The sequence below is a fragment of the Pseudoalteromonas sp. TP27 genome, assembly GCF_056470645.1.
This window is the reverse complement of sequence record NZ_JARDAK010000004.1, coordinates 212,065-227,137: the sequence shown is the minus strand read 5'-3', so window position 1 is coordinate 227,137 and position 15,073 is coordinate 212,065. Positions and strand designations below refer to the sequence as shown.

Annotated in this window: 16 protein-coding genes; 9 read left to right on the top strand and 7 right to left on the bottom strand. The window is 38.1% G+C overall.

The features are described 5' to 3' along the window. Positions 1-12: 12 nt before the first annotated feature. From PX700_RS07485 to bufA2, 4 genes are all read right to left on the bottom strand, one after another. Entirely contained in the window at positions 13-882 is an 870-nt protein-coding gene (locus tag PX700_RS07485; RefSeq protein WP_479520380.1) for a DMT family transporter, read from the bottom strand. Between the two features lie 41 nt (positions 883-923). Beyond that, positions 924-1,697, bottom strand: a complete 774-nt coding sequence (locus PX700_RS07480; RefSeq protein ID WP_479520379.1) for an HvfC/BufC family peptide modification chaperone — start codon at positions 1,695-1,697, stop codon at positions 924-926. Further along, the gene (bufB, locus tag PX700_RS07475; protein ID WP_479520378.1) at positions 1,694-2,524 is read right to left on the bottom strand and encodes an MNIO family bufferin maturase; all 831 of its coding nucleotides are present in this window, start codon (positions 2,522-2,524) and stop codon (positions 1,694-1,696) included. Before bufB ends, PX700_RS07480 begins: the two co-directional genes overlap by 4 nt. Positions 2,525-2,594: 70 nt before the next feature. Then, positions 2,595-3,053: a BufA2 family periplasmic bufferin-type metallophore gene (gene bufA2, locus PX700_RS07470; protein WP_415635907.1), complete on the bottom strand. Its 459-nt coding sequence runs from the start codon at positions 3,051-3,053 to the stop codon at positions 2,595-2,597. A gap of 225 nt (positions 3,054-3,278) precedes the next feature. On the opposite strand from bufA2, the gene PX700_RS07465 reads away from it, so the two are divergent. The 4 genes from PX700_RS07465 to PX700_RS07450 all read left to right on the top strand — a co-directional run bounded on the left by PX700_RS07465 (position 3,279) and on the right by PX700_RS07450 (position 6,529). Beyond that, positions 3,279-4,643: a COG3014 family protein gene (locus PX700_RS07465; RefSeq protein WP_479520377.1), complete on the top strand. Its 1,365-nt coding sequence runs from the start codon at positions 3,279-3,281 to the stop codon at positions 4,641-4,643. Between the two features lie 273 nt (positions 4,644-4,916). Further along, a complete protein-coding gene (locus PX700_RS07460) occupies positions 4,917-5,342 on the top strand; it encodes a YcfL family putative periplasmic lipoprotein (RefSeq protein ID WP_479520376.1) in 426 nt (141 codons plus the stop codon). Between the two features lie 11 nt (positions 5,343-5,353). After that, entirely contained in the window at positions 5,354-5,974 is a 621-nt protein-coding gene (gene lpoB, locus PX700_RS07455) for a penicillin-binding protein activator LpoB (protein WP_479520375.1), read from the top strand. Positions 5,975-6,061: 87 nt separating this feature from the next. Further along, positions 6,062-6,529 carry an outer membrane lipoprotein gene (locus PX700_RS07450; RefSeq protein ID WP_008134100.1) on the top strand — a complete coding sequence of 156 codons (468 nt, stop codon included), beginning with the start codon at positions 6,062-6,064 and terminating at the stop codon, positions 6,527-6,529. A gap of 74 nt (positions 6,530-6,603) precedes the next feature. Here the strand turns inward: PX700_RS07450 and PX700_RS07445 are convergent, their stop codons facing one another. Then, positions 6,604-7,821 carry a pyridoxal phosphate-dependent aminotransferase gene (locus PX700_RS07445; RefSeq protein ID WP_415635904.1) on the bottom strand — a complete coding sequence of 406 codons (1,218 nt, stop codon included), beginning with the start codon at positions 7,819-7,821 and terminating at the stop codon, positions 6,604-6,606. Between the two features lie 105 nt (positions 7,822-7,926). After that, positions 7,927-8,271 (bottom strand): Hpt domain-containing protein, encoded by a 345-nt coding sequence (locus PX700_RS07440; protein ID WP_002959674.1) that lies wholly within the window; start codon positions 8,269-8,271, stop codon positions 7,927-7,929. A 138-nt stretch (positions 8,272-8,409) separates the two neighbouring features. Here PX700_RS07440 and PX700_RS07435 point away from each other — a divergent pair, with 138 nt between their 5' ends. The 3 genes from PX700_RS07435 to PX700_RS07425 all read left to right on the top strand — a co-directional run bounded on the left by PX700_RS07435 (position 8,410) and on the right by PX700_RS07425 (position 11,431). Then, positions 8,410-9,006 carry a tRNA-uridine aminocarboxypropyltransferase gene (locus PX700_RS07435; protein ID WP_479520374.1) on the top strand — a complete coding sequence of 199 codons (597 nt, stop codon included), beginning with the start codon at positions 8,410-8,412 and terminating at the stop codon, positions 9,004-9,006. 20 nt (positions 9,007-9,026) lie between these two features. Continuing rightward, the gene (locus tag PX700_RS07430) at positions 9,027-9,809 is read left to right on the top strand and encodes a CLCA_X family protein (protein ID WP_479520373.1); all 783 of its coding nucleotides are present in this window, start codon (positions 9,027-9,029) and stop codon (positions 9,807-9,809) included. Between the two features lie 542 nt (positions 9,810-10,351). Next, positions 10,352-11,431, top strand: a complete 1,080-nt coding sequence (locus tag PX700_RS07425) for a flavin monoamine oxidase family protein (RefSeq protein WP_479520372.1) — start codon at positions 10,352-10,354, stop codon at positions 11,429-11,431. Positions 11,432-11,500: 69 nt separating this feature from the next. Here PX700_RS07425 and PX700_RS07420 read toward each other — a convergent pair whose 3' ends face one another. Continuing rightward, positions 11,501-12,538, bottom strand: a complete 1,038-nt coding sequence (locus PX700_RS07420; protein WP_479520371.1) for an AI-2E family transporter — start codon at positions 12,536-12,538, stop codon at positions 11,501-11,503. 170 nt (positions 12,539-12,708) lie between these two features. On the opposite strand from PX700_RS07420, the gene PX700_RS07415 reads away from it, so the two are divergent. Further along, positions 12,709-13,599, top strand: coding sequence for a TIGR01777 family oxidoreductase (locus PX700_RS07415; protein WP_479520370.1), 891 nt, complete (start codon positions 12,709-12,711; stop codon positions 13,597-13,599). Positions 13,600-13,954: 355 nt separating this feature from the next. Further along, positions 13,955-14,908, top strand: coding sequence for a GGDEF domain-containing protein (locus PX700_RS07410; protein WP_479520369.1), 954 nt, complete (start codon positions 13,955-13,957; stop codon positions 14,906-14,908). The last annotated feature ends 165 nt before the right edge of the window (positions 14,909-15,073 follow it).

The following is a 15,073-nucleotide window of genomic DNA, read 5'->3' as shown; positions in this document are numbered from 1 at the left end:
GTTTAAGTGGTATCACACCTTCTTTTTATTTAAGATAAATACCAGCACCGCGCCTAGTATTAACGAGCTTGCTATTACAAACTCCATTGTTACCTGCTCTGATAAAAACAAGACCCCAGCAATGGCTGCTAGTACAGGTACACAAAGCTGCACAACAGCAGCTTGGGTACTTTTAAGCAGTGGCATAGCCACATACCAAACACTGTAACCAATTCCAGACGCTATCGCACCCGAGGCACATGCAAGTAACACCCCTTCAATACTCATATTTTTTAAATAACTCATACCTACAAGTAATAAAACAGGAATAGCCACTAAACTTCTTATAAAGTTAAACTCAGTAGTACGCAGTGGTGATACACACACTTTACCTCGAATACTATAAATACCCCATGCCACACCGCTGAGTGCCATAAGCGATGCACCTAATAAAGAAGGCACCGCAGCAGAAGGCAGCATTAAATATACAAATCCACCTAATGCCACTATAAACGCGCACCATTGAAGTACACTTAATTGTTCTTTTTTATAGATACCCCAACCAATCATAGTGAGTTGCACAGCGGAGAATAAAATAAGTGCGCCAGTGCCTGTATCTAGCTCTACATAGGCAATCGAAAAACAAAGCGCATAAACTAAAAGGCTAATACTGCTTCGCCAGCTTCCTTTATCACTTAAAATAGCGGGATTAAATGTGCCTTTGCGTTTTAAATTATGCGTATAAATAGCCATTATAATGCCTAAACATGCGGCACCACTAAGTAAACGGATTACAGTAAAGTTCCAAGCATCTATATAGCCCTCGGCTAAGGCCATTCTGCAAAAAAGAGAATTTGCGGCAAACGCAATTAAAGCAATTAATGTGTATATGGTGGCTTTCAAAAAAATTCCTTCGCAACGAAAAATAACTATATTGTTTTAACTCACTCGCTAATTAACCAACCACGTTCAAGCCATTGATTAATTTTAGTAATTAAAAACCCAGCGATTTGCTCACCCGGGAGTTCATTTAAACAGGATTGACATAACTGTGCAAAGGGTGTGTTTTGTTTTAATAAACTCAGTAAGCGGTATTCTTGTGCATCAACGCTTAAATATTGTGTACGCCTTTGAGCATCACGTGCTACAACCCAAAAGCGAGGTTCTGAGCCTCTTGGCTCTGGCGGTGTTTGCTTTTGTTTTATTGCCTGCCAACTTTCAACCGCCAACGTATTAAACACAACTAACTGTACACTTGGATGTAATTTTAATAGTAAAGTTGGCCATTGCTGAGGTTCAATACTTTCAAGCTCTGATACATTAAGTAATGTTTTATCGCTTGAATCAAAAGTACTTAGTAATAGTCGTTCAAATTTGGCTATATCTGCAAGTATGGGGTAATCACTAAAAGGAGTATTAGCGGCTAAATAATCTGGTAGTTTCTCTGCAAAAATTCGTAGTGACGTATGAGTTGAAGGATATAAAGCTAAATAACCATCAACCATCATCTCAAATAAATCATCACCTAAGTAAATACCCAACTGTTCGTGATCTTGCTCAATCACGGCTCTTAAGCGAATTTTATAAGCGCTTTGATAAATAGAGAGTCGCTGTTGTGTATTTAACTGCCCTTGCTGCGCAATTTGCTCGCTAATATCCGAACTTTCACCTTGCAGTAAATTCATAAACTGTTGTTGCAGCTTTGCTAAATCACTCATGATCTTATATCCCAAAACGGTTTCACTAGCGCTTTGGCATGCTCAAGCTCAGTAATTAAATCATCAAGGGAGCCAATATTATCATCGCGTTCAATCATGGTACTTACCGGATTTAATGTTTTTGCATACTGAGTATATAAGTCCCATACCGCATCGGGAACATCTTCATCGTGAGTATCTATAATATGCGTACCAAAGTCTTGATGTCCTGCTAAGTGAATTTGCGCAATAGCAGTACTCGGAATAGCCGATAAATAATCCATTGCATTAAAGTCGTGATTTCGTGCACTTACATAAACATTATTTACATCCATTAAAAACTTACAGCCTGTTTGCTTATGTAGTTGCGCTAAGAATTCCCACTCACTCATTTGTGAATCGTTATAGGTTAAATAGCTCGATACATTTTCAAAAATCATTTCACGCCCTAGGTAGTCCTGAACTTGAGAAATCTTATTTGATAAATGATTAAGCGCCTCTGAGGTGTAAGGCATGGGTAGTAAATCGTGGCTATTAATACCGCCCACTTGGGTAAAACATAAATGATCAGACACCCACTGCGGCTCAACCCTCGCAATTGTGTTTTTTAACTGATTTAAGTAGTCCTTATTAATAGGGTCAATACTACCAATCGACATTGATACCCCATGCATAACAATCGGATAATCTGCTCTTATTTTATTTAAATAATGCCAAGGTTTTCCACCGGCTACAAAATAGTTTTCTGAGATAATTTCAAACCAATCTACAGCTGGTTTCTCTGCAATAATTTGCTCAAAATGCGGGGCTCTTAGTCCTAAACCAAAACCTAAAAAACGATTTGTCATAAACTTCCTTAATAAGCCTGAATAATAAACACATCGTTCAGGCTTATTGTATGCGTTCGATAAATTGGTATTAACTACCTACAGAACCACCAATATCACCACATGCTTTTGCAGGCATTGATACAAAACCGGTGCCTTTACATGATGCATGTCCAGCACAAGCATTATTAGCAGTCTTACAATCGTTATGACCGCCACACATATTTACATCGTTACAATGTACTAAATCTGCTTTAGCTACACTGCCAACCCATTTATCTTTCACTTTACCGCCAACGTCAGCACACGCTTTTGCAGGCATAGCTACAAAACCAGTCCCTTTACATGACGCTTGACCAGCACATGCATTCTCAGCTGTTTTACAATCGTTATGGCCACCACATACATTCGCATCATAACAATGAACTAAATCAGTTGTTGCGCCATTATTAGCAACTGCACTTGATGTTACCGTTTCTGCCTCTGTTGCATTACAACCAACTAAACCTGCTACCATTACAGCCATTGCTGCACCTGTAAATTTTTTCATTTTTTAATTCCTCTGAGTGATATAACTCTTAGCAAGACCGCTAAAGCGAAAAGACCATTTCAGTGTAGTCGATAATAAACCAAAGAAATTCACACTTTGTTCACTAATGTCATTTTATATTTCTTTATTAGCAGGCAGTTAAACTCTACGATTTTTTACAATATTTCACACATTTAGCTAAAAATAGTATGTTAATGTATGCAGGTAAATTAAGAGGAGTGCTCAGTGCGCCTAAGTATAATTTTAAGCTTTTGTTGGATTTTAAGTGGGTGTAGCACAATGGGCTTTAATGACCTATTTAATGACTATGCCACGCAAATGACACCAATAAGAAATGCGATCGAGAAAAACAATATCGAAGAAGCGCAATCCCTTATTGCCGATAATAGCACCCTGCACAGCAGCTACTTACTCAACCAACTTGAGCAAGCTCGCTTAAACGACTTAGCCAATACGCCACAAGAGGCACAAAGTAAATTTGAGAACGTGTATACGCAAATGCAAAAAAAACGTGAAGCCGCCAAAATACAAGTAAGTGCGGGGCTTGAGCAAAGCAATGCGTTATTTACTAACGACTCAGCCATAACTTATGTGCCACCGGCTTACGAAATGAGTATGCTTCATAGTTATAAAGCACTTAACTACGTGTATAAAAATGATGTAGAAGGCGCTTTGGTCGAAATTCGCCGCGCTAATAAAGTACAAGTTGATGCACTAAGCGAAAATAAAACAGATGGCGACTCAACAGTTAAGGAAGCGCAGCAGCACTACCCTAGCATGGGCAATGTGACCAGAGACGTGAAAAATGGCTTTCAAAATGCCTACACATTTTATTTATCTGCTTTACTTTACCAAAGTGCTAAACAGTATGACGATGCTTATATTGATTATAAAAAAGCACTGGCTATACAACCTAACAATATTTATTTACAGCAGGACGTAATGCGCCTTGCTAAAAAACAAGGGTTTGACCAAGACCTAAGCGAATTTAAAAAACGTTTTAGTGATGCACCCACTATTTCTGCAACACAAGGCGAAGTAATTGTTTTATTTGAACAAGGCTTAGTACCAAAACAAGATGAATTTAAACTGCGCTTACCAATTTATTCATCACGCGGCGATGCACGCTTTTACAGCCTTGCAATGCCAGTATATAAAGATAATGCCTATGTGCGCCGCCTTAATAATATAAACATAGATGCACAAAGCTTAGAGCTGAGCCCATTAGTACACATTGAAGCACTTGCAGCAAAAACATTAGAAGATCAAATACCTGCAAAAGTAGCTCGCCAAGTACTTAGATTAGTAGCTAAAGAGAAAGTGCGTGCAGAACTTGCTCGCAGTGCCGGTGATGTAGGTAACATACTTGCTAACATTTATAATTTGGCGTCTGAGCAGGCTGATACACGTAGCTGGCTTACACTTCCAAATCAAATAAGTGTTGCAAGGCAAAGCCTAAATACAGGTGAGCATTCTCTGCATATAGGCACACAAGCACCTATAAATTTTACCGTTAGTAAGCAAGGGTTAACGTTAATTTACTTAACCTCCGTTAATAACTACTTTAATTATCACGTAGTTCAACTATAGGGCCTATTGACCTTTCGAGGTTGAATTTACAGCAGTATGTTTGGTTTTTAGGCAAGGCAGAGCCTATGGTGTGTGGTTGTTCCCCATAGATAGGTGATAACGCAGCATAAATGCCAAACATGCGCTGCCCTTTGGGTTCGCCCTAGGGGCGATTGACTCTTTGTTGCTCGGTTTTTACTTAGTCCACTAGGTTACAAACCTCGCGCCTCGATTAAATCGCCCCTAGATAAAATAAATTTTAATCCACAAAGGTCAATAGGCCCAGGAGCCATCATGAAATACATAGCGCCATTATTAGCAGTCTTAATGCTCAGTGCATGTTCCAGCAAATCGGTTACATCGGGTATTTCTGTTGAACAAAATAAAAATCAGTTTAATGAGCAATTACGTGTAGATAACCCAGAGCTCGGTAAAAAGCTGGCCATTACTGATGTTAAAACACGTCAAACTAACCAGTTAACCGACGTAGTAGTGACACTTTCGAGCCAGTATAAAAAATCACAGTATTTACAGTATCAATTTAATTGGTTTGATAAAGACGGCTTTGTGATTAAAGGCAACCACTCGCCTTGGCAAGCTCTTACTTTATTTGGTTTTGCGAAAACACAACTACCTGGCTTAGCACCAAGCTCTGATGCGGTTACCTTTTCTTTAGCAGTAAGAGAAGTGTCTACCGAATCACAAGAATTTAAAGATTAAAGGAAACAATTATGATCATCAGTAAAAAACTTAAAACAGCATCAACTTACGCTTTAGTTGGCTTAAGCGCTTTAGTACTCAGCGGCTGTGCTAATAAAGCCGTAGTAAGTTATGGCGATGCACAAGCAGTAGAAACAACAGATATTAACTTTGGTTCTACCGACTTACAAAAAGTAGCGAGCCAAATGACCGACTCATTACTAAGCTCACCTGTGGTTGGCACAATGACCGCTAATAAACGCCCTGTAGTATTTGTTGAGCGTATTAAAAACAAAACCAGCGAGCACATTGATACAGAATCAATCACCGATTCAATCTCAACACAAATGCTGCGCAGCGGTAAATTTCGCTTTGTAGATATGACCCGTGTTGAATCTGTTCGTGAGCAATTAACATTTCAAAACGAAGATGCCCTTGTTAACCCTGCAACAGCCGTTGCATTTGGTAAACAAATTGGCGCGCAATATATGTTATACGGAAACCTATCAAGCATTGTTAAATCTAATGCTGATAAATCAGACGTATACTATAAATTTACAATGCGTCTAATGGATATGGAAAGCGGCCTAATTGAATGGGCAGACGAAACTGAAATTCGTAAAACGAAAGAAAAATCAACCTTTGGCTGGTAGCTAATACTAATCTGCTTATATATGGGGTCTATTTAACGAATTAAATTGATCAAAGATTTATGCAGGTTGGTATAAAAGGAGTAAGTTATGAAAGCAATTACTGTAATAATGTGCGCTTTACTTACAATTAGTGCACCTACGTTTGCTAAATACGAGCGCAATAAAGCAGTGCCTGTGCAGCAAGTTTTATTTGGTGACGTAAAATCGGTACGCAATATTACCGAGCAAGAAATCATTCAAGACAAAAATAACGGCTGGAAAACCTTTGGCGGTGCATTACTCGGTGGCGTAGTAGGCAACCAGTTTGGTGGTGGTAGCGGCCGTACTGTAGCAACCATATTAGGTTCGGTAATTGGCGGCAGTGTTGCACATAATAGGCAGCAGCAAAGTCATTATCAGCAAAATCATTTTGTAGAACTATTAATACAAGTTGAAAATGGCGACCAGTTTATGGTTGTTCAAGATCAGGACCAATCAATGCGTTTTAGCAAAGGCGATAACGTAAGGTTAGTGTACTTGAACGACAATACAGTGCGTGTAGATAAAGCGTACTAGCCAATATATCTAGTATATTCATGACTAAAGTAAAAACGAGCCAAATTTGGCTCGTTTTTTATGCATTTAAGTAATTATACTTGTCGGTAATCTTTAAAAAAGCGTTTCATTTTTAACATCGCATCGGATAAATCATCTTTGCTTGGTAAAAATACTAATCTAAAGTGATCCGGCTCGGGCCAGTTAAACGCCCTGCCATGTACTAGTAATATTTTTTCGGCTTTGAGTAAATCGTACATCATCTTTTCATCATCTTTAACGTTAAAAAGTGCTGTATCTACTTTGGCAAACGCATAGAGCGCGCCTTTAGGTTTTTTACAACTAATGCCTTCAATAGCATTTAACCCACGCCATGCAATATCACGCTGCTCATATAAGCGCCCACCGGGGTCTATTAAACTATCAATTGATTGCACACCGCCCAACGCTTGTTGAATCGCATATTGTGCAGGTACATTTGCGCACAAACGCATAGATGACAATATCTCCAAGCCTTTTCGTAAATCATCCATTACAGAGGTACGACCGCTTAGTACCATCCACCCCATTCTTAGCCCTGCTGCACGGTAAGTTTTTGCTAAACCATTAAAAGTAATGATTGGTACATCGTCACAAAGTGAGCCGATTGAAGTATGCGTTATACCGTCGTATAAAATCTTTTCGTAAATTTCATCGCTTAATAGCAACAACTTATGCTCACGCGCTATATCAATTAATTGCATTAGCAAATCGTCGCTATAAACCGCACCGGTAGGATTATTTGGATTAATTAATACCAGCGCTTTAGTTTTAGACGTAATTTTACTTTTTATATCTGCAATATCAGGAAACCAATCTTGTTCTTCATCACATAAATAATGTACAGGATTACCACCCGAGAGCGTCACTGATGCAGTCCAAAGTGGATAATCTGGAGCAGGAATAAGCACTTCGTCGCCATTATTTAATAGCGCTTGGGTGATCATTTGAATAAGTTCGCTGACGCCATTACCAATATAAATGTTATCTACATTTAAATTATGTAATCCACGTTGTTGGTAATGCTGATAAATAGCCACGCGGGCTGAATAGAGGCCTTTAGAGTCACAGTAACCTTGGGCTGAATATAAATTGCGGATAATATCGCGGTGCATGTCCTCTGGCATATCAAAACCAAAGGCGGCCGGATTACCTATATTCAATTTTAATACTTTTTGACCTTCGTCTTCCATTTTTTTAGCTTGTGCTAAAACCGGCCCACGAATGTCATAACATACACCTTCTAATTTGTGACTCTTTTTAATATCAGACATTTTTACCTCGACTAGTGAGTCTTTAGACTAACCTAGTAAAGGCACAAAATGCCAGTGTATTTAAGCGCTTAATACTGAAATAAATTCACGTTTCAGTTTCAATAATTAACGAGATGCTAACCATTCATTTAGCTTAGCTTGAGAGCCTGTTACTTGAGCCATTAAACTATTAGATGCGTCGATGGCTTCAGCTAAGTTATCTAGGTTTAAATTTTGTTCAATAACGCGAGACACTTCAGCAAGGCTTGAAGCCCCAAACTGCGCCGCGTTAGATTTTAAGCTGTGAGAGTGACGAATAGCCGCTTCTTTGTCTTTACCAATGGTCGCTAAAACTTCTGAGCCTAATCGTTCAAACTCTGAGCAGCAAAAGTCAAGTGTATCAGCAAACTGCTCACCCAATAACGATTCCATACTCTCTAATGCTGATGTATCTATATTTATTTCTGTCATATTTTTAAGCCCTTGAAACAATCCATGTAAATTACAGTTTAATAGTACTACTTTATATTGATGCGTAAAAAAAACCAACCTAATTACCTTATAAATGTATAATTGTGAGGATCATACTGGCAACAAAAAGTTTATTAAATGGCACGCACACTTTGTAATCATTGTAACTTTGCACTAAACACCTGTATTTGCAGCGCAATTACAAACATAAACAACAACGTTACGGTTATTATTCTACAGCACCCAAGCGAAGAAAAAATAGCAAAAAATACCGCTAAGCTACTTAATTTATGCCTAACTGATTGCCAAATAATCAAAGGTGAAAATAATGATGACTTTTCTATTCTTAAAACACTACCAGTGAGCTCTACTGTTTTACTCTACCCTAACGAAAATGCTATAAATTTAGACGACAACGCTGAGCAAGCAAGTATAAATAACATTACCCACTTAATAGTGGTTGATGGTACATGGAAAAAAGCTTATAAAATTTTACAGCTCACTCCATTACTAAATCAGTTCAAAACTGTCAGCTTTAAACAATTGCCTAAAAACCGTTATGCTATTCGCAAAGCTCCCCGTGCCGATAGTCTTTCAACACTTGAAGCCGTAGCGCATAGTTTACTGCTTATAGAGCAGCTAGACCCAGCTCCACTTTATAATGTGCTTGATGAATTAATACAAAAACAAACCCAACACATGCCCAAGCACGTAAAAGCACGTTACTTAGATTAAATACGGTGCCATAAACTTAAATGCGTAGTTACCCAAACAGACTAAAACGTGGCTTTACTCGCCAAGGCCCCGACTATCGCTTTGACGACCAAGTCGATTTTAGCGATATAAGAGACACCTTTGGTTTTAGATCAATGGTCGTTGGTAAATGGGTAACCAAAGAAGAGCGCTATATTAGCGCTAATTTAATTTACGATGCACTGGCAGACCTTGCGCAAATACTGCATTTACCGCCTAAAGCGATTGGCCTGCGCGGCAAGCTTAATTTTGCATTTGGTCATGGCGGACAAAAAGGTGTGCAAGCACATTATAATGCGGCTTCTCAAACGCTTGCTCTTGCAAAAAATGCCGGCGGTGGCGCACTTGCTCATGAATGGTTTCACGCGTTTGATCATCACATAAGTGAGCATTTATTTGCAGCTAAACCCCGATTTGGTTTCGCCTCAAAATTATGGCTTTCAAACACGCCTAATTTATCGCACCCACTTAATAATGCTCTAAACAGTTTTTATAAACATGTATTTTTAGATGAAGATGGTGTTGGTGCTAATAGCTTTGTACAAACCTGTATAGAGCACGATAAAGCTCACAATATGAATTATATGAGTATGCCAGAGGAGTTAGCAGCACGCTGTTTTGAAGCCTGTATCGAACGGCATTCAAGTATAAAAAATAGCTTTTTGGTAAGCGGCTTAAAAAGTAGTAATTTAATATACCCAAATAGTGAGCATATTAATAAAGCAAATGAAGCGCTTAACCACTATTTTGAACTACTGGGTTATGCGCTTCATAAAATGGGTTAAATCGATTTTTAAAGTGATATTTAGTTAACACACTCCCCGTTAAAATAACTTTTACACTAAAGCCTGCAAGCCTTTACTGGTTAAAATTCGCTCCACCTAGGGCTGCTTGATTACGGCGCCATATCTGTACAAATAAAGAACAACCGAGCTAAGCTTCCGTGTATTACGCACAGCCTCTACATACAGCGGTGTTGGCAGTAACCACACAATATAAGCTCTGCCTGACCTACGCTCACGAATTTGGTCTCGAAAGATACACATGCCTTGGCAAACTAAGTTAATTACATTGCTCTACTCGCACCCTGCGCCCACTTGACAAAATATTCATATCAAAACAAACTATCTACCACTAGAACCCTAAGTAGCTAATATCTATTTGCTTAATTAAATGATTAATTTTGAATTAAGAAGACAGTGTCGGTAACAAGACAAATATTTCATTATTCAATTGTTCTATATCAGAATATTTAACGCAGTTAGCGTTTGGTTTAACGATGCAAATTGATTAAGTATTATCGCAAACCGGTATAATAGGTAATAAAATGACTAAACCAGTAATAATTATAGGTGGCGGGCTTGCTGGCTTATACAGTGCATATAAGTTGCAACTACTTAATATTCCTTATTTATTACTAGAAGCTAAATCGCAATTAGGCGGCAGAATTTTAGCCGCACCGTCACAAATAAATAGCGATGTTAGTTTTGATTTAGGCCCAACGTGGATTTTCCCCCACCAACCAAAAATTCAAGCTTTAGTAAAAACACTCAACTTAAGTGTGTTTGAGCAATACTCCAAAGGCGATGTGTTATATCAAGCGCCTAATTCCAAGCAGCCTCAACAAATTGCAGGTGCTGGAGATATGCAACTATTTAGACTCAAACACGGCATGAATACCTTAATAACTGCCTTGCATGAGCAACTTAATCCCGATTCAATATTGTTAGATCACAACGTCACTGAGCTTAAAAAAAGCGGTGATAGCTGGCAAATTACGGTTAATCACTTGAGTAATATAAAGCACTTTACTACTAAAAAACTAATTTCAGCAATTCCTGCTCGTATGGTTACAGCACACTTAACACCTGAACTATGGGCTACTCCAACGCTCATAAACCGCCTTAGTAGTGTACCTACATGGATGGCAGGACAAGCCAAATTTATAGCTACTTTTGAACATGCATTTTGGCGTGATAAAAACTTATCTGGGCAATGCTTTAGTCGCGTAGGCCCTATGGTCGAAGTTCACGATGCCAGTGCTGAAGATGGCAGTTACGCCGCATTATTTGGCTTTATAGGTGTGCCCTACTTATCACGAAGCCAAGTAACTAAAGAGCAATTAATTCAAGCATGTGCAAAGCAGCTTAGCTACTTTTATGGTAAGGATGCTGAAAAGGCAACGGGGTACTTTATTAAAGACTGGGCAGAGGATAAGTTTGTAGCTAATAGAGACGATCAAACTCAGCCTTCGCAGCATCTTGAATTTGATTTTTCTGGCTTGGATGAACAGCTTAGTAACTTGAATATTCATTTTGTAGCGAGTGAGTTCGCAAAACAAGAAGCAGGATATTTAGAAGGCGCAATAAACGCGGTGGATGACGCTATTAATTCATTTGTTAACTAATAGCCCTGTATTTACTGATAAGTTAATCATCAAGGGCTTTAATTTTACAGCCCTTGATGGTTATAAATGTTAGTTATTTTTAGCAACGTCTTCGCCACTGCCCAGTAAAGTGGCAACCCACTTACCTTCGGCACTGGCTTCTAAGCCTATTTTTACAATCATAGTTAATGGCACAGATAAAAGCATACCCACAGTACCTAATAACCAGCCCCAAAATATTAATGATAAAAATACCACTAATGTTGAAAGGCCCAGCCCTTTGCCCAAAAACTTAGGCTCCACAATATTACCCATTACCGTATTTATTGTTAAATAACCTGCCGCAACAAGCCCTGCAATGAGTGGACCTTGGGTAACAAGCGCAAGTAATACAGCTGGTACAGCCGCAATGATTGACCCTATATTAGGAATGTAATTGAACATAAACGCCAATACCCCCCACAGCACAAAGTAGTCAACGTCTAAAATCCATAAGTAAAATGCAGCAATAATACCCGTACCTAAACTTACTAGTGTTTTAATTGCCAGATATGAATTGATAGACTCTAAAAAGCGGTCAATTTGCTTCATTTTGCTATCAGGGTCCTCAAGTGCCATGTGTATTTTTTTGCTCAGCATTGGCCCTTCAAAAAGCATAAAAACAACGGTTAAAATAATTAAAAACATGTTTGCCATTACGCCACCTAAACCGGTGAGCATATTAGTGGCTACATCAACCATTTTTCCGGGGTCGAACATATTGATTAACTGATCTTTATTTATCAGTATGTTGTATTGTGATGCTAAATCTACCAGCCATGCAAATTTTTCTTTCAGCTGTGCTTTATACTCAGGAAGCTGCTGCGAAAAATCATTTATAGATTGCCCTACAAGCCCACCAAGGCTTACGCCTAAGCCAACTATAATAAGCACCACCAACATAACCGCAATGCCTTTAGGAATCCGGTAGCTCGCAAAAAACTTGATAAGCGGGTTACAAATAATCGCAATAAACGCCGCTAAAATAAACGGAATAATAATGACACTTGCCGCTTTTATCCCCGCGAGTACGACCACTAAGGAAGCAAAAACTATTAAGCTTTTATTTACTCCAGTTAAACTTGCCAATTTATTAATCCTTTTATTAACTATATCGCTTTAGTGTAAGGCAAAAGGTAATTAAATGAAATAATTACGAAGTGATCATAAAAGCCTATCTCACGTATAAATTTGCAAAGCTGTTTGCTAGCGAGTATGTTTTTTAATCACTTGCTACTATTTTATTGTAAGGATTAATAATGCATATATTTGTTACTGGCGCGACGGGATTAATTGGTAAGCACTTGTGTCCTTTTTTACTTCATCACAACAGCGTTACTGTGCTTAGCCGTAATCCGAGTAAAGCAAACGTATTATTTGGTCATAAAGTTAAAGCCGTAAGCGATATTACTGAGGTAGATTTTAATACCGTTGATATTGTTATTAACCTTGCTGGCGAGCCTATTGTAAATAAGCGTTGGAGCGACAAACAAAAGCAAATAATACGCGACAGCCGTATTGGTGTTACACAGCAAATTAGTGAAGCTATTAAAGCTTGTAGCACTCTCCCACATACTTATATATCTGGAAGTGCCGTTGGCTTTTATGGTCGACAGAATAGTAACCCTATTGATGAAACTTTTGAAAACCCACACGACGAATTTAGCCACCAGCTTTGTAAAGACTGGGAAAGCGCAGCCTTACTCGCACAATCAGAACAAACTAGAGTGTGCCTTTTGCGCACCGGTATTGTGTTAGCTAAAAAAGGGGGGGCATTAAGTAAAATGCTACCTGCTTTTAAATTGTGTTTAGGCGGCCCAATTGGTAACGGGGAGCAAGGTATGTCGTGGATACACATCGACGACATGATTCAGCTAATACTCTTTATTATTAAGCACCCTGAAATATCTGGTCCTGTTAACGCAACTGCGCCAAATCCTGTGAGCAATGCTCAATTTAGTAAAAGCTTAGGCGAGGCGTTATCACGACCTGCATTTATACCTATGCCAACCGTAGTACTTAAACTATTAATGGGTGAAATGTCAGACTTACTAACAACGGGGCAATTTGTAATCCCTAATAAAGCACAGTCTCATAATTATAGTTTTCACCACCCCGATATTAAATCAGCTTTAGAGAGTTTGGTTTAGCGGGCGTTAATAATTCTTGAGGTAAAATATATAAAATTGAAAAAGCAATGCTTTTAACTGAATTGACCTTTTCTTATTAATACATAATAATTACAACAGTTAGTTAAATATATATTTCATCATTTTAAAATAAAGAGAATAAATCATGTTTCATTTGCCTACTGTGATCTTCTTCTCTTTTATCCTTAACTTATTCATAAGCTTATTTTTTCTCTCAATTTATAAATATAAAAAACAAACATCTTTTTTATTATTCGGTTTAGCCTGCGCCACATTTGCATTAGCCGAAATACTGGCATGTTTGCGCTTTTACATAGATCTTCCTTTAATAACCCACTATTTAGCTAGTGTTTCAATGATAACTAGCCCACTTTTAATTATTATTGGACTATATAAGTACAAAAACGTACAAAATATCAGCTTAATGCCTCTTTACTGCATATTTGGTTTTTCTAGCTTATTGTTATTGGCAATTTATCCTTTCGGTGCAGCAAAAATGCTAACGAGTTTAGTAATTGCCGGATTATTTATTTACACAGCGTATTTAATCAAAAGCATGAGTTTTGTTGCTAAAGCCCAAAAAAAGGCGTTAATTACCTGCTTTTTAGTGCACAGTGGAGTTATGTTTTTAAATGCTATATTTCTATCAATACCGGTACTTAGTTCGAGTATTCAAGATGTAGCAACCCCTTTGCAAATTGTGCTTATTAGTCATTTACTATTAGCCACACTGAGTGCTCTTATACTGCCATTTTTGTTATTTTCCAATAGTGAATACACGCTATCGAACCTTGCCAATACCGACTCTCTTACACAGTTATTTAATCGCAGAGGTTTCTTTAATAACGCCAAAGCAGTCCTTAAACAACCTAATAACAATAATATAAATGTATCTATAATTATTCTAGATATCGACTTTTTTAAGCATGTAAACGATAAGTACGGCCACGACACGGGCGATCAAGCAATTAAATGGATTGCGCAGCACATAAAAGAGCAATTTATTGATGAAGGTATTTGCGCCAGAATAGGCGGTGAAGAATTTGCAATATTACTACCAGACTATTCCCTACGAGCAGCTAAAGAATATGCAGAGCACTTACGTGAAAATATTTCTAAGCATCCGTTTTATTATCAAAACGCGCATATAAAACTATCTGTGAGCGCGGGAGTGAGTCACTCTGTAAATGGCAAAATGAGTGTAAAAGACTTACTATCGCTGGCTGATAAACGCCTTTATCTTGCTAAAGAAACCGGCAGAGATAAAGTAGTTAGCTTTGACGAAAAAAACCTCTTAATGCAGTACTAATTATTTTACAAGCTATTATAAAAACCCCTACAAAAACGTGATAACTCCTTGTATTTATAGATATTTACTCCTACAAGCTATATCAATTAGATCAAGTATTTATGCAGGTTAGTATTAATCCTCTACATAAAAAAAGCCCTTCATTCGAAGGGCTTTGGTAAACAC